Source organism: Alphaproteobacteria bacterium (genome assembly GCA_040218575.1).
Taxonomy (GTDB): Bacteria; Pseudomonadota; Alphaproteobacteria; order JAVJRE01; family JAVJRE01; genus JAVJRE01.
The window spans coordinates 154182-170157 of record JAVJRE010000003.1 but is presented as its reverse complement, the minus strand read 5'-3'; the positions used below and the strand labels follow the sequence as shown (position 1 = coordinate 170157).

General features: G+C 66.2%; 11 protein-coding genes and 1 tRNA gene. 5 read left to right on the top strand and 7 right to left on the bottom strand.

The window, feature by feature from the left end; all coding sequences use genetic code 11:
- Nucleotides 1-8: 8 nt before the first annotated feature.
- Entirely contained in the window at nt 9-2441 is a 2433-nt protein-coding gene (locus RIE31_04530) for a mechanosensitive ion channel (GenBank protein ID MEQ8639861.1), read from the bottom strand.
- Between the two features lie 301 nt (nt 2442-2742).
- Complete coding sequence (locus tag RIE31_04525) at nt 2743-3567, bottom strand: queuosine precursor transporter (GenBank protein ID MEQ8639860.1); 825 nt, start codon at nt 3565-3567, stop codon at nt 2743-2745.
- Between the two features lie 377 nt (nt 3568-3944).
- Here RIE31_04525 and RIE31_04520 point away from each other — a divergent pair, with 377 nt between their 5' ends.
- Entirely contained in the window at nt 3945-5825 is a 1881-nt protein-coding gene (locus RIE31_04520; GenBank protein MEQ8639859.1) for an ABC transporter ATP-binding protein, read from the top strand.
- Nucleotides 5822-7732, top strand: coding sequence for an ABC transporter ATP-binding protein (locus RIE31_04515; protein ID MEQ8639858.1), 1911 nt, complete (start codon nt 5822-5824; stop codon nt 7730-7732). Before RIE31_04520 ends, RIE31_04515 begins: the two co-directional genes overlap by 4 nt.
- A gap of 114 nt (nt 7733-7846) precedes the next feature.
- On the opposite strand, the gene RIE31_04510 is transcribed toward RIE31_04515, so the two are convergent.
- A tRNA-Arg gene (locus RIE31_04510) sits at nt 7847-7923 on the bottom strand.
- A 457-nt stretch (nt 7924-8380) separates the two neighbouring features.
- Between RIE31_04510 and RIE31_04505 the strand changes: the two genes are divergently transcribed.
- Both RIE31_04505 and ggt read left to right on the top strand, forming a co-directional pair.
- A complete protein-coding gene (locus RIE31_04505) occupies nt 8381-9556 on the top strand; it encodes a hypothetical protein (protein MEQ8639857.1) in 1176 nt (391 codons plus the stop codon).
- An 89-nt stretch (nt 9557-9645) separates the two neighbouring features.
- Entirely contained in the window at nt 9646-11382 is a 1737-nt protein-coding gene (gene ggt, locus RIE31_04500; GenBank protein ID MEQ8639856.1) for a gamma-glutamyltransferase, read from the top strand.
- 27 nt (nt 11383-11409) lie between these two features.
- Here the strand turns inward: ggt and RIE31_04495 are convergent, their stop codons facing one another.
- Genes RIE31_04495 through RIE31_04480 form a run of 4 tightly spaced genes read right to left on the bottom strand, consistent with a single transcriptional unit; the run spans nt 11410 to nt 15373 of the window.
- Nucleotides 11410-11616, bottom strand: coding sequence for a hypothetical protein (locus RIE31_04495; protein MEQ8639855.1), 207 nt, complete (start codon nt 11614-11616; stop codon nt 11410-11412).
- Nucleotides 11617-11670: 54 nt separating this feature from the next.
- Complete coding sequence (locus RIE31_04490; protein MEQ8639854.1) at nt 11671-13092, bottom strand: HAMP domain-containing sensor histidine kinase; 1422 nt, start codon at nt 13090-13092, stop codon at nt 11671-11673.
- A 58-nt stretch (nt 13093-13150) separates the two neighbouring features.
- A complete protein-coding gene (locus RIE31_04485; GenBank protein MEQ8639853.1) occupies nt 13151-14578 on the bottom strand; it encodes an FAD-dependent oxidoreductase in 1428 nt (475 codons plus the stop codon).
- Between the two features lie 39 nt (nt 14579-14617).
- The gene (locus RIE31_04480; protein MEQ8639852.1) at nt 14618-15373 is read right to left on the bottom strand and encodes a VTT domain-containing protein; all 756 of its coding nucleotides are present in this window, start codon (nt 15371-15373) and stop codon (nt 14618-14620) included.
- Between the two features lie 466 nt (nt 15374-15839).
- Between RIE31_04480 and rpmH the strand changes: the two genes are divergently transcribed.
- Complete coding sequence (gene rpmH / locus RIE31_04475; GenBank protein MEQ8639851.1) at nt 15840-15974, top strand: 50S ribosomal protein L34; 135 nt, start codon at nt 15840-15842, stop codon at nt 15972-15974.
- The last annotated feature ends 2 nt before the right edge of the window (nt 15975-15976 follow it).

Below are 15976 nucleotides of genomic sequence, written 5' to 3'. Positions count from 1 at the left end.
ACCGGCGCCTAGCCGGCCGGCGGCTCCGTCACGCCCTTGCCGCGCTCCCCGCCAGACCCCGTGCCCGACTGGTTGTCCGCCTCTGGTCCCGTCGCGCCGGCCAGCCGCTCACCGTCGCCGGTGTCCACGCGCACCCGCGCTGGCGGCGCGCGCCCGGCCCGATCCTCGCCGAAGTACAGCGTCTGGTGCGGGAAGGGAATCTCGATCCCGTCCCTGTCGAATCGCAGTTTCATGCGTCGATTGTACTCGCGCCGGATTCCCCACTGGGTCATCGCCACCGCCTTGAACCGGACCCGGATAATCACCGCCGAATCGTCGAAGCGGTCGACGCCCATGACCTCCAATGGCTCCAGAATATTGGGCCCGTGCTCGGGGTCCTGACGCAGGTCTTCGGCCACCTCCTTCAGAACCTCGATCACGTGATCGGTGTTCTCGCGATAAGCCACGCCCACTTCCATGAAGGCATAGGCATATTCACGGGTGTAGTTCTTTACGGTTGTCACCTCACCGAAGGGCACAATATGGACAATGCCTTGCAGGTCGCGCAGACGCACCGTGCGGATACTGATGGCCTCGATGACACCGGTATGGCCGCCCAGCTCCGCCACGTCGCCCACCGATATCTGGTCTTCCAGCAGGATGAACAGTCCGGTGACCACATCCTTGACCAGTGTCTGTGACCCAAAGCCTACGGCCAGGCCAAGGACACCGGCGCCGGCCAGCAGCGGGGCGATATCCACCCCCATCTCGCTCAAGGTCACCATCGCGGCGAGAGTCACCAGAACCACCATCATGATCCGCCGGATCAACGGCAGGAGGGTCAGGGCGCGCTGAGTCAGGTTGAACGAATCCTCTTCATTCTCCGCCCGCGCCAGATAGCTCTCGATGACCATGCTCACGCCCTCATAGATCGCCAGGGTCAGCAGGGCGACAATGACGACGATCAGGGCACCGCTGACCACTGCCTGTCCGGCCGCCGTGGTCAGCCATGCGAAGACGCCGACACCCCAGGCATCGAGCGCCACCAGGGTGGCAACAATCAGGAGGACAGCCCGGACAATGGCATGCAGAACGTGGAGGTAACGATTGGCGCGATCCTCCAGGGCCGGAAACCGGTGCCGCAAATCGTTACTCAGGCGGAAGCCACGCCGGATCAGGGCGCTCAGCACAACCGACACCAGAAGGGCCGCGCCAAAGGCGACAATCGTGATGACGCTGGCATGCAACAGGAAGGCGAAGCCGTCGCCGGCCTCCACCAGCGCCACCGCATAAACACCGCCCACATAGAGGATCGCCAGCAGGTGCCAGACGTCGCCCACCCGTTGCCGAAGCGTGTGCCAGGTGCCGCTGGGGCCACCGCCGATCCACCCGGCTACGGCCCGTCGGTTCTGCAGGATAAAGACCACCGCCATGGACGCCAGCAACAGACCGACGATCTTGTCCATCGCCCGCGCCGGCACACTCGCCAGGCCGGCCCGCTGCGCCGCGTCGATCAGCAGAAAACCGTACAGGCCAACCGTGGAAAAACGAGAGATCCAGACATGCAGGTAGCCCGCCGCACTGTCACCCACCGGCGGCAGACGCAGGCCCGGCGCCCGTGGCGCCAGCACCATACGCGACCCGGCCATGACCACGCGCACCGCCACATTGGCCTGGACCACAAGGATCAGCACGTCTTCTACCGTTGCGCTTGGATTGACCACCGACAAGGCAACCAGACCGGCGACGGCGAAACCGCCAATCGGCACCACATCCAGGACCGTCCGCAGAAGCAGGTAGAAGCCGCGCGCAATCAATCGGCTGGCGCCGCTACCGTCGCCGTCCCGCGCCTCCAGCCGCGCGCGCGCCGGGCGCAGGACAATCCGCAATACGGCTTCCGCCAGCAGCGCCGCCAGCAGCACGATCAGCAATCGCCAGCCCAGGGCCAGCCACGCCTGGCGCTTTTCCCGGTCAAGAGCCTGGTCGCTCAGCCAGGCGCCAGCCGCGGGGATGTCCGCCACCAGTCCGACCAGACCGTCGAACTCGCCACCCAGGCGCCCGGCTTCCGAGGCCAGGCGGGTGACCAGCCCGTTTTCAGGCCGGTCGGCCACGGCATCGCCCGTGCCGACCCCACCGCCGATTGCGGCCGCCGCCTGCAACAGCATCTCCAGGTCATCAATCAGCCGGGCCCTGGCCGCCGGATCCTGCAGCGTCTCGATAAGCTGGCGGATCTCCTGCTCGCCGGCTGCCGGCGGCGGCTCCTGCGCCGGCGGGCCCGCCGATTGGGCCACTTCCGCCGCAGCCTGGGCCATGGCCGGCGGCGCCGCCATGTGCGTCGCAGCCAGGCCCACCAGCAATGCCACCGCCAGCGACACCACCGCCAGCCCGGCGGGCCTCACCGCCGCCGTGCAGGCCTGGTCAGCAGAGGACGGCAGTTTTGGCTTCAGCGGGAGCAACGGCAAGATGACCGTGATGTTCTGTAGTGGCGCAAACGGGACGCGTGGGGTGGCACCAGGGCCAGACCCGGCGGGTTCAGACCAACCTTATGCGCCTTGCCTCGGCACGGCCAGTCCGGCTGTGACCGCCGTCACAGACTCGTTTCGCAGAGTCGGTCATACTCGTCCTCAAGCGCCGGGCCTTCAGGCGGTCCTCCCCCGGACCCGCCGCAGTGCCAGCTCACCTCCCCCAGGCTGAAGCCGGCCGGAGGCCCGGCCACCTTCTTTCCGCCATCCAGCCCATCGCCGACGGCCCGGCGCGCCTGTATCAGGCGCCGCTTTCCGCCGGCCCGCGCCGCAGCGCCGATAGGGGCTCATCGGCCACCGGGCGACGCGGGATGACCCGCCGCGCCAGATAGAGAAAAGGCGTGTCGAGCACCGCCACCACCACACGAATGGCGTAGGTTCCCAGGATAAAAGTGAAAACCAGCGCCTGCAGGCCGACCGGCTGCGGGGCCAGAACGACAAACGCCAACACGCTGAAAATAGTGTTGTCGATCAGCCCCGACAGCAGGGTCGATCCATTATTGCGCAACCACAGCCATCGCCCGCCTGTCAGCCGGCCGATAAAACGGTACATCCAGACATCATGAAACTGACTTGCCAGATAGGCTGTCATACCGGCCGCGAAGATCGCCGGGGCGGGGATGAACAGCCCCGCCAGATGCCCATGGGTATCCAGCGCCCAGGCCAGGTCCGGCCCGGCTTCCACCGCCGTCAGCGGCCGGTAGCCGAGGGTCAGAAGCATCAGCACGGTCATCAGCAGATAGGCCGAAAAGCCCAGCGCCACCGCACGGCGGGCGGTGCGGACGCCGTAATATTCCGTCAGGATATCGGTGCACAGATAGGTGGTTGAGAACAGAATGGTGCCCAGCGCCACCGGGTTGGCGAAGGCGGAGAACTGGACCAGCTTCAGCACCTGCAGATTGGCGCCGATTACCGCGACAGCGATGTAGATGAATAAACCGGCGGCGCCGAACAGACGCAGAAGCAACAGAATGCTGGCGAAGCACACCAACAGGGTGATCAGCCAGATCGCCTCCGGCGGCAGACCGTTCATCACGGCAATCAGACGGCTGGGGTCGAGGCTCATGGGCAACACCTTGGTGTCAACGGAGGTTGCGGAAACGGCGTGACGACAGGCTGATGCCGCGGCCCGCCGGCCGGCTGGTCGGCGCTCCTGTCACGGCCCCCGCGACCCGAAGGCGCCATATTCATGTGGCCCTGTCCACCATATCCATACGAGCGCACGGACACCGTTATATTGTCATGAACCGCCAGCAGGTGTATCCCTGCCGGGGGACGTGATTTATCGTCGTCCTGTCAGATCATGATGCCGGATCACGTGCGACGGGCGCCCCTGGTGGGTCCCGGCGACAGGCCTGGTCCGGCACGAAACACGGGGCCGGGACGATTTCCAACGCCATCACCGCCGTAAGCCGCCGCCACCGCTCGGGCCTGGGACCGGATGTGCCCACCACTCTGGCCCATGGCGACAGTGACAGGCTCCTGACTCTCAAGCGGATCGCCCGCATGTCGTTCCGCTATCGCTGGCGCATGACGATTGCGCTGGCGGCGGTGATCTGTGCCGCTGTGTTCCAACTGACCATTCCTCAGTTCATCGGCGATGCGGTGCGCGAGGCAACCAGCCTGCTGAGCGACCGTGTGGTTGATCCGGCGATGGCACGCGCCGGTCTGTTCAACGTCGCCATGCTGCTGCTGGGGGCCAGCGTCCTGCGCGGCCTGTTCACCGCCCTGCACAACTACCAGGGTGAGGCCATCGGCCAGAGCATCGGCTATGAGCTGCGGATGATGTACTACGCCAAGCTGCAACGGTTGAGCTTCAGCTATCACGACAAGGTCCACACCGGTGACCTCATGACCCGCGGTATGCTGGACATCGAGGGCGTGCGGCTGTTCACCGACACCGGCATCATCCGCGTGGTTCTCCTGGCGATCCTGATCGGCGGCGGCGCCTGGATTCTCATCGGCATCGACTTCTGGCTGGCCTGCGTCGCCCTCAGCTTCGTGCCCATTGTCGGCTGGCGGGCCATCGTCACCCGGCTGAAACTGCGCCACAGTTGGCACCTGCTGCAGGACAAGCTGTCGGTCCTGTCCCGTGTCATGGACGAGAACCTGGCCGGCATCCGCGTCGTCCGCGCTTTCGCCGGACAGGAGCACGAACTCGCCAAGTTCGACATGGTCTCGGCCGAGGCCATGGAGCTGACCCGGCAGCGCATTGGCCTGCGAGTGCGCAACACGTCACTCATGACCTGGGTGTACTTCCTGTCCATGGGGGCGGTCCTGTGGGTCGGCGGCGCCAAGGTCATTCACGGCTCCATCGGCGTCGGTGAACTGGCGGAGTTCATTGCCTTTATGACCATTCTGCAGATGCCCGTGCGACAGCTCGGCATGATGGTCAATTCCGTCGCCCGTGCCTCGACCTCCGGTACGCGCCTGTTTGAGGTGATGGACCTGGCGGTTGAAATAGAGGACCGGCCGGGCGCCCGGCCTCTTGAGGGCGGTCCCGCCGTGCTGCGATTTGAGAATGTGGGCTTCGCCTTCGAGGATGCGGAAGGGCGCAAGGACATCCTGCACGATATCAATTTTGAAGTGCGCCCCGGCCAGACCCTCGGCATCGTCGGACCACCGGGCAGTGGCAAGTCGACCATCGCCCACCTCATACCGCGCTTCTATGACGTGACCTCGGGCAGGGTCACGATCAATGGTCATGACGTCCGCGACGTGACGCTGGACTCTCTGCGCAAGGCCGTAAACGTGGTGCAGCAGGACACCTTCATGTTCACTGCGGCGATTGAGTACAACGTCGCCTACGGCAACCCCTGGGCGGACCGCGAGCGAATCAACCGTGCCGCCGAATCGGCCCAGTTGGCAGCCTATGTGGACCGCCTGCCGCGTCGCTATGGCACCCTGGTGGGCGAGCGGGGGGTATCGCTGTCCGGTGGTCAGCGCCAGCGCCTGTCCATCGCCCGTTCCATCCTGCTGAACCCGTCCATCATCGTCTTTGACGATTCAACCGCGGCGATTGACGCGGCCACCGAGCAGCGCATTCGCGCCGCCCTGCGTGACGTCACAAAGAACAGCGCAACCATCATCATCTCGCATCGCCTCAGTTCCTTGATGCACGCCGACGAGATTCTGTTCCTGGAGGACGGCCACATCGTCGAGCGCGGCACCCATGACGAGCTGCTGACCAGACGCGGTCGCTACCACGATCTCTACACCCTGCAGATCCGCCCCGACGAAGGCGCCGTTGATGCCCTATCGCACAATCAGGGTGGACCGGCAGGCGCCAGCGATGATGGCGACGAATCGGGGACGCCGTCATGAGCAGCGAACAGACAACCGTCGATCCTGCTTCCGACGTGACCGGGCGCGACGACAAGCGACCGCCACTGGCGGTCGTCGGCTCGCAGATCAGCCAGGACGAGGTCATTTTCGCCCGCGCCTTCGACGGCCATGTAATGAAACGCTTCTGGCGTTTTGTCTGGCCCTACCGCCGGCCGCTGATGGTCGGTCTGGTGGCTGTTCTGATCTTCACCCTGACCCAGATTGCCGCTCCGCTCTTCATCCGCAGCGCCATCGACAGCGCGCTGGTGGAAGGTGCGGAGAACCTGGACCTGTTGCGTATCTTCGCCCTCGGCTTCCTCGGCGTGGTGACGCTGAACTACCTGGCCAACCTGACCCAGGAGATCGTCGTCGGCAAGGCGGCGGAAAAAGTGCTGTTCGACCTGCGTCGCGCCATGTTCGCCCATCTGCAGTACGTCTCTCTGTCGTTCATGGACAAGACGGAGGTGGGGCGCCTCATGTCGCGTCTGCAGGGCGATGTGTATGCGCTGCAGGAGTTTCTGGAATCGTCGGTCTATGCCATCGGCGACTTTGTCCTGCTGTTCGGCATTGTCGTTGTGCTGCTGGCGCTGGACTGGCAACTGGGGCTCTTCACCCTGTCGGTTGTGCCGACCCTGTTCATTGTCCGCATCATCTGGCTGCCGGCGGCGCGGCGCGCCTTTCTCCGCGCGCGTGAGACCAGCTCCGTGGCCAATGGCGCCCTGGCCGAGGGAATCAACGGCGTCCGCACCATCCAGGGGATGAACCGCGAACCGGTCAACTATGTGCTGTACGAGGAAAAGGCTCAGGACAATCTGCAGGCCCACCTGACTGCCAGCAAGTTTTCGCAGGTGATGATTCCCATTGTCGACACGCTGACCGGTGCGGCCATGGCGATTGTCATCGTGCTGGGCGGCAATCGTGTGCTTGGCAACACGCTCGATCTCGGCGTCATGGTCGCCTTCGTCCTCTACGTTCAGCGTTTCTTCGATCCCATCCGCTCGCTCACCATCCAGTACTCCATCATGCAGCGCGCCATGGCCTCCGGGCAGCGCATCTTCGAAGTGCTGGATGTCCCGCTGGACATCATGGATAAGGAAACCGCGCGGCCGCTGGTGGACAATGACGGGTCCGTGGAGTTCCGCAACGTCACCTTCGGCTATCTCAAGGACCAGCCGGTCCTCAAGAACATCAACTTCAAGGTCAATCCCGGTGAGACCGTCGCTCTGGTCGGGCCGACCGGGTCGGGCAAGACCAGCATCATGGCGCTGGTCCACCGCTTCTACGATGTATGGGACGGCCAGGTGCTGATCAGCGGTCAGGACGTGCGCGACGTGACGCAGCAATCCCTGGGCGACGAAATCGCCATGGTTCTTCAGGAGCCTTATCTGTTCACCGGTACGATTCTGGAGAATATCCGCTACTGCAAAAGCGGAGTATCGATGGATGATGTGGTCGCCGCCGCCAAGGCGGTTGGCGCGCACGACTTCATCATGGCCATGCCAGCCGGATATGACACGGTGATGGAACAGCGCGGCGGCAACCTTTCGCTCGGCCAGCGCCAGCTCATCAGCTTCGCCCGCGCCATTGTCGCCGATGCCCGTATTCTGGTGCTGGACGAAGCTACCGCCAATATCGACAGCTATACGGAAATGCTGATCCAGCGCGCCCTCAAACGCCTCCTGGAAGGCCGCACCGGCATGGTCATCGCCCACCGCCTGGCGACCATCCGCGGCGCCGACCGCATCATCGTCCTGCAGGACGGTGAGATCATCGAGGAAGGCAATCATGACCAGCTCATGGCCAATAAAGGCCTCTACGCCCGCCTCTATTCGATGAACTACGCCTCCTTCGACGATATCCCCGACGAATTGATCCACCAGGCCAGCCGCACCGGCGCCCAGACCTGAGGGCGCCCGGACCTGAAGAGGCCCACGTCTGGCAGTGGCCCGGCCTGGCGCTGACTCCGTCAGGCGGTGCGAGAACGGCGCGATGTGGCGCTGTGTAAAGGCGCTATGCGGTCATGGCGCGCCCGGGAGGATTCGAACCCCCAACCTCCTGATCCGTAGTCAGACGCTCTATCCAGTTGAGCTACGGGCGCAATTCCGGCTGCTGACCGCGCCGGTACAGGCGCCGGTCCGGCGGCGGGAGGCGGGACGTTACGCGATAGGGCACAACGGAACAAGCGGCCCACCGCCGAATTACCTTCCCGCCGACTAACGCGCCGCGCGCCGCGCCACGACCGTCTGCACCACGGTTCCGGCCGCCACGGGTCTGCGCGCCGTCGCCCGCCAAAGACGCAGGCCGCCCCATCCGCCCCACCGGATCGCCCGGCCAGCCAGCCGGTCGCCCGCAGCCAGCCGCCCGATCCCGGGCCCGCCTCGCACGGAGGCCTGACCGCTTGACGCTCTGCCTGTTAACCATTCGCTAACCTATAGAACAAGCTTGCTTTTTTTGTTTAACGGCAGTAAGCACGGCCAGTCTGCGGCGGCTATGCTAGTCTCGCCGCCGAGGGGTCGTGCCGGGCTCAGTCCGCGCCAACAGGGGGCAGGTTCTATATGTCGGCAGTCAAGCTTCCCGGTCTTGTCATCGTCGCGGCGCTTGTGCTCGCCGGTTGTTCCTTCGCCAGCGAGTCGTTGTGGCCCACACTGACCGGCGCATCGCCGGCCCCGACCGAGGGCCAGACCTCACAGGGTGGCCAGACCGTCGCCATTGCGCCGTCGGCCGGCGAAGCGTCCGGTGATCCGACGGTAGCGCCGGTGGCGCCACCGCTGCTGAACACCGGCACCTTCGAGCCCGGCGGCGTCACGCCAGGCGTGCCCACCAACACCTTCGTCGGCCAGAAAGTGGTCACCCTGCGCAGCGAGCTGCAGCGCCTGCAGACCAATCTGGCTCAGCGCAATCAGTCGCTGCAGAACACCCGGGGCCGCGTTGCCGCCAATGCCCAGCGCTACTTCGGCCTTATGGCGGCGATCATGTCACGGTTGCAGGTGGGCACCACGCCGGGCAATCCGATCCTCCAGGCCCAGTGGAACCAGGCCCAGGTCGAGCTGGAGACCATCAACGGCACCATCGGTGAAATGAGCCAGCTGGCCAACGGCGTTGCCGCCGACGCATCGCTCTCCGCCTTCCTGCTGGAATCCACCCGCGCCACCTTCGGGCTGCAGGGCGCCATTGACGAAGACCATCGTCAGTTGTCGATCCTTGAGGACGAGGTCAATCGCACGGTGGTCACCATCGACCGGCTGCTCAACGAACTGAGCGAGGACATCAGCCGCCAGTCCATCTATGTCAATCGCGAGCGCGGCAATCTCAACACCCTGGCCCTGGCCATCAAGAATGGCGAGCTGTTCGGCACCTCCCTGTCCAACCGGGCCTTCACCTCGTCGGTGCCGCAGGTTCAGGCGCCGGCACAGGCAGCCTCCCTCACCGGGCGGCAGCCGCTGGTGGTGATCCGCTTCGACAATCCGAACGTGGAATACGAACAGGCCCTCTTCACCGCCATGTCGCGCGCTATGGAGCGGCGGCCGGACGCTATCTTCGATCTGGTCGCCGTCTCGCCGGCCCAGGGAACCACGGCCCAGGTCACCCTCAATGCCAATGCGGCGCGGCGCAACGCTGAAGCCGTCCTGCGCTCGCTCGGCGGCATGGGCCTGCCGGCCGACCGGGTCACCCTGTCGGCCCTGTCGAGCCCCAACGTGCAGTCCAACGAAGTGCACGTATACATTCGATAGGCCCCGGCTCCCCGCCATAGCCTGACGAGGCCGGTGCCCGACACCACCCGGCTGCGCTACCCTGTCCTCCGCACACCCGGAGGACCGCCATGCTTTCCCGCCTTGCTCTGATTATCCGGCGCGCCATGCCCCTGCTGGCGGTGTTGGTGGTGTTCGCCGCATTCAGCGGGCGCGGCGCCGACGCCGCAGGGCCGGTCACCGCCAGGCAGCACATGGTGGTCACCGCCAATCCTCATGCCACGGCGGCCGGCCTCGCCATGCTGCAACAGGGCGGCAGCGCCATCGACGCCGCCATTGCCGCCATGATGGTGCTCAATCTGGTGGAGCCACAGTCGGCCGGCATCGGCGGCGGTGCCTTCATGCTGCACTACGATTCTGCCAGCAGGGCCGTGACCAGCTATGACGGTCGCGAAACGGCGCCGCTGTCGGCCACGGAGAGCCTGTTCCTTGGGGCCGATGGCGAGCCGCTTGGCTTCTTCGACGCGGTTGTCGGCGGCCGCTCGGTCGGCGTACCCGGCCTCGTCGCCATGCTGGCCCTGGCCCATGAGGACCATGGCCGCCTGCCCTGGGCCGATCTCTTTCAGCCGGCCATCCGCCTCGCCCGCGACGGTTTTGCCGTCTCGCCCCGCCTGCACGGCCTGATCGCCGGCGACAGCCATCTGCACCGCGATCCTGCGGCCCGCGCCTATTTCTATGACAGCGCCGGCCAGCCCCTGGCCGTCGGGTCCACCCTACGCAACCTGCCCTTCGCCGACACGCTGGCCGCGATTGCCAGCGACGGGCCGGCCGCCTTCTACGGTGGCGCCATTGCCGGCGATATCGTCGCGCGGGTGCAGGCACCGCCGACCGGTCTCGCCGGCGATCTGACCATGGCCGACTTCACTGCCTATGAGGCGAAGGAGCGGGCGGCGGTCTGCGGTCCCTACCGGCAGTGGCGGGTCTGCGGCATGGGGCCACCCTCCTCCGGCGGCCTCACCAGCCTGATGATCCTGGGCCAGCTGGCGGCCTTCGACCTGGCCGCCCTCGGGCCCGATTCGGCTGACGCCATGCACCTGCTGATCGAGGCCGAGCGCCGGGCCTATGCCGACCGTGGCCTCTACATGGCCGACGCCGATTTCGTGCCGGTGCCGGTCGCCGGCCTGCTCGACCCGGGCTATCTGGCGCGCCGCGCCGCCACCATAGATCCCACCGCCAGCAGCGGACCGGTCGAACCGGGCGTACCCGGCGACCAGGGCAGGCTCTGGCAGAACGGCCAATCGCTGGAACAGCCGGCGACCACCCATCTCTCCATCGTCGACGGCCACGGCAACGCGGTCAGCCTGACCGCTTCGGTTGAAAGCGCCTTCGGATCAAGGCTGTTCGTGCGCGGCTTTCTGCTCAACAACCAGTTGACGGACTTCTCCTTCCGCCCTGATCAGGACGGGCAGCCGGTGGCCAATCGTGTGGAGGGTGGCAAACGGCCACGCAGCTCCATGGCGCCGACCATGGTGTTCGACCAGGACAGCGGCCGTCTGGTGCTGGTGGTCGGCTCGCCTGGCGGCTCACGCATCATTGCCTATGTCACCCAGGCGATCATCGCCGTGCTTGACTGGGGCCTTGACGCGCAGTCAGCCGTCGCCATGGGCCATGTGGTCAACCGCAACGGTGTCACCGATCTGGAGGAGGGCACCGATGCGGCGGCGCTGGCAGAGGCGTTGCAGGCCATGGGTCATGAGGTCAGCCTGCGCAGTATGAACAGCGGGCTGCACGCCATCGTCCTGCTGCCCGACGGCACTCTCGCTGGCGGCGCCGATCCCCGTCGCGAAGGGGTTGCCGCCGGCGATTAGGTGTCGCTCTCGCCGCCTTTGCGCCCGTCACTGCCGCTGCCGCCCGTCACTGCCGCTGCCGCCCGTCGCCTGACGAATCAGGGCGAAAACACCGGCCAGCGCGGCCAGCCCCACGCCATAGACGATGATCTGCAGGGCCGAATCCGGTGCTGCATGGCCGGCGATGCGCAGGCTCGCCAGCGCGATCATCACCAGCAGAAAACCGCCGATCCACGGCATCGCGTCACGGGTCATGTGGGCCTCCATCGCTTGCCATGCCCGCCTGCGGGCGTGGGTCCCGGACCTTGTTTACTTCGCCGCCGCGGCCTCTTCAATCACCACACCCCGCGGCCCGCGGATCGGCAGGACAAGCCGGAAGACCGTGCCACGGGCGCCAGTCTCCACCAGTGTCAGGTCGCCGCCATGGTCGCGCAGGATCTCGCGGGCGATAGCCAGGCCAAGACCGCTGCCTTCCTTGCTGGTGGTACTGACAAAGGGCTCAAACAGGTGTTCGCGAGCACGTTCGGGCAGGCCGGACCCGTCGTCGGCCACATCAATCCACACCGCATCATTGGCCGGAACCGTCGAGATGCGGATATCGCGGGCGCCGGCCTGCAGGGCGTTACGGCACAGGTTGGTCAGCGCCCGCTGCAACTGCATGCGATCAGCCCGCACCACCAGATCCGCGGCCACAGCATTCTCCAGAACCGGCGGCTCCTGTGCAGGCTCCCCTGCTGACTGCGGCAGCGCCGTCATAACCTCTTCGATAACCTGCCGCAGGTTAACCTCGCCGGCCTTCAGGCGCGGCCCGTCCGCCCGGGCATAGCGCAGGGTCTGCGCGCACAAATCGATGGCCCGGTCGATGGCGCGCACCAGCGGCGCGGTGATGCGCCGCACCTCAGGATCCTGCATCCGGGCCAGTCGGTCGCTCACCAGTTGCGCTGTCGCCAGCATGTTGCGCAGATCGTGATTGATCTTGGTCACCGCCTGACCAAGCGCCGCCAGGTGTTCGCGCTGGCGCAGGGCGCGGCGCAGACCATGCTGCATTTCCGCCAGCTCCCGCTCGGCGACGCCGATTTCGTCGTGCCGCTGGCCGGGCGTAATGACCAGTGACGCGTTGTCCGGCGACTGGCGAAAGGCCACCATATTATCGCTGATGCGGCGCAGCGGCCGGACAATAAGCCACTGCAGCGTGAAGAACACCAAGGCGCCGGTGAACAGGGAAATGATGATCGACAGGGCAAAGACCCGGCCGGCAAAATCGAACATCGCCGCCCGCAAATCGGCCTGATCCATGACCAACTCCATGCGCACCGCCGGATCACGCGGTGACGATCCCAGCACCCGGACGATCTCCGCCCGCGGGTGGACCATCGTCACCAGCGCATCGCCGATCAGGCCGGGCAGCGTCGCATCGTCGAGCTCGACGATCTCCACCGGCCCTTCGGGGATGGGCCGCCGCAGAATGAGTTTGGGCTCCTCGTCCGGCCGCAGTGCAATCAGATAGGCGCCCACCTGGTCGAGCAGTTCCTGCTCCAGCACCGCGTTGACCAGGCGATCCGGCGTCGCCTCCAGCGCAAGGATGGCGAGATGGCCGGACGCCAGGCGATTGACCAGGTATTCCAGTCGGAAGCGGCCGATAGATGGCGCGAAAATGAACACCTCACTCACCATGACAAACAGGATGGTGAGGATCAGCAGTCTCGCGGAGAGGCTGTCGAACGGCCGCACGTGATCCCGACCCCGCCGGTGGTGTTAGGCAGGGGCAACCATAGCATAACCGGCCGCGTCAGCCGAAGCGTGACAGAAAGCGCACCAGCCGCCGTGTCCGGTGGCTGAACAGGGCATCGGTGTAATAGCTGCCGGCCGCCCGCTTGCTGGCTTCGCCGCGGGTCGGGTAGGGCGCCACCACATTGGCCATGGCGCCGATCTTGAGGGCATTGGCCATGGCCAGCGTCCACGGCTGGATCAGCTCTCCGGCATGGGGTCCGACAATGGTGGCGCCCAGGATGCGGCCGCGCCGGCCGACCACCACCTTGACCAGCCCATGGGTGTCACGCTCGGTCTGCGCCCGGTCATTCTCGCCAAAGGCCCACCGCAGGACGCGCACATGGTCGCCATGCGCCTGCCGCGCCGCCGCCTCGATCAATCCCACATGGGCCAGTTCAGGATCACTGTAGGTGACCCACGGCAAGGCATGGGTGGACACCCGCACCGGCAGACGGAACAGGGCGCTACGCAGCACCAGACCGGCATGGTAGCCGGCCACGTGAGTGAATTGCAGCCCGCCGGCCGCATCGCCGATGGCATAGACCCGGCGATTACTGGTTCGCAGGCCGGCGTTGACGGTGATGCCGCGCCCTGTGGCGGCAACACCGGCGGCCTCCAGGTTCAGGCTGCCGAAGGCGGGCTGGCGGCCGGCGGCCACCAGTATGTGGCTGCCGACAATTTCGCGGGTCTGGCCATCGCGCTCCGTCCGCAGACGCACCGCCCCGGCTTCGCCGGCGACACCCGTCACCCGACTTTGTTCGATCAGCTCGATCCCTTCGGCGATCAGTTGCCGGCGCACCACATCGACCGCTTCAGGATCGTCCTTCGGCATGATGCTCGCCATCTCGAAGACGCTGACCCGGGCGCCGAGGCGGCGAAATGCCTGCGCCAGTTCAAGGCCGATGGGGCCGCCGCCGATGACCAGCAGGTGGCGTGGCAGGTCGATCAGGTCGAACACCGACTCGTTGGTCAGGTAGGGCACCGCGTCGAGACCGGGGACCGGCGGCACCAGCGGTCGTGATCCGGTGGCAATGACAAAACGTCGGGCGCGGATGCGGCGACCGCCGGCTTCCACGGTGCGCCCGTCCACAAAGCGCGCCTCGGCCTGGATGACATCCACACCCAGGCCGCGAAAGCGTTCCACCGAGTCGTGCGGCGCGATAGCGGCGATGACGCCGTGCACATGATCATGCACACGGGCAAAATCCACCTGCGGCTCGCCAACGATGATGCCAAAGCGATCAGCGCCGCGCATGTCGTGAACTGCACGGGCGGCGGCGATCAGGCTCTTGGAAGGTACGCAGCCGGTGTTGAGGCAGTCGCCGCCCATGACACCACGCTCGATCAGCACCGTCGCCGCCCCCATCTGGGCGGCGCCGGCGGCAACACTCAGGCCAGCCGATCCACCGCCAATGACACACAGATCGGCCTGACGCTCGTCGCTCATAGCGGCCTCGCAATCATGAAAGGGATGGACAGAACCGCCTCAGACCGCGGCCCGGCGCCGTCTGAACCAGCGATAGGCCACGGGCGCCAGGGCGATCAGGGCAAGACCGCCCAGCGCCGCCGCCACTTCCGGGGTCAGGACGCCGGTCGCCGTCAGCTCGTCGCCCTGCGCGATGACGCTGGCCAGGCCAACCCCGAACTGGGTGTAGACCACCGTGCCGGGGATAATGCCGACGAAGGTGGCGATGACATAGGTGCGCACGGATACGCCGAGAAAGGCCGGCACCAGGTTGACCAGCCAGAATGGAAACAACGGGATCAGCCGCAGGGTCAGCAGATAGCTGAAGGCATTGGCGCGAAATCCTGCCTCCATCCGCCGCACACCCGGCCCGGCCCGCGCCCGCAACGGCTCGCCCAGACCACTGCGGGCGGCCAGGAACAGCGCGGTGGCGCCTATGGTCGCACCACTCACAATAGCCAGCGAGATCCACCACGTGCCAAAGGCGAAACCCAGGGTCACCGTCAGGAATACACCGATCGGCAGAGAGAAGGCGGTGGCCAGGGCATAGGCGACGATCGCGGCCGCCACCGCCAGGACGGTGTGCGCCTGCACCCAGCCGCGCAACGCACCATGATGGGCCTGCAGCGTTTCAAGCGAAAAGAACCGGTTCAGGCCAAGCGCAAAAAACGTCGCCAGCCCGGCCAGCAACACCACCAGCGGCAGCAGCCGGCGCCAGGTCAGCCGGGTCGTTCCCTCCGCCTTTGCGGGCTCTGCGCGTTTGTCCCTGTTCTCCAACGCAACTCTCCCTGTTTCGCCCTGCCGCAAACCGCCCCTGCCTCAACGTGTCCCTGTCGCCGGGCGCGCCTGTCAAAAAAACCCCTGGCTCAGCAACTGAAGTCCCGGCCGGCTGGTTCGGCGGCGGCGGTGCCGCCCCAGCCCTCCCTGGACGGGTCCGCTGGAACAGGCGCGCCTAGTATCATCGCACCCGGTGCGTGGCGATTCACGCTTTCATCAGGTCGGGCATCAGGTCGGCATCGGGCACGGCGTCGAATGGGCCGCCAGGCTCGCCACCCCGCCGGCGCGCGCCCACCATAAGCTGGCCGCCACCGCCGGACACCCGCCTGGCCCGCAAAATCGCCGCGGCTGACCTGTTTTTCAGCCGGAATCCGCCGGTTTGGCACGGCCCGCGATTGACAGGCCACCATCCCGCGCCTATACAGCCTGTCCCGCCTTCAGACCCTATCTGCCAGAGGATTTTGCGGTGAAAAGAACCTTTCAGCCGAGTGTCCTGGTGCGTAAGCGCCGGCATGGATTCCGGGCCCGCATGGCATCCGTTGGTGGTCGCAAGGTCCTCGCCAGCCGGCGTGCCAAGGGGCGCAAGCGGCTCTCTGCCTAAGG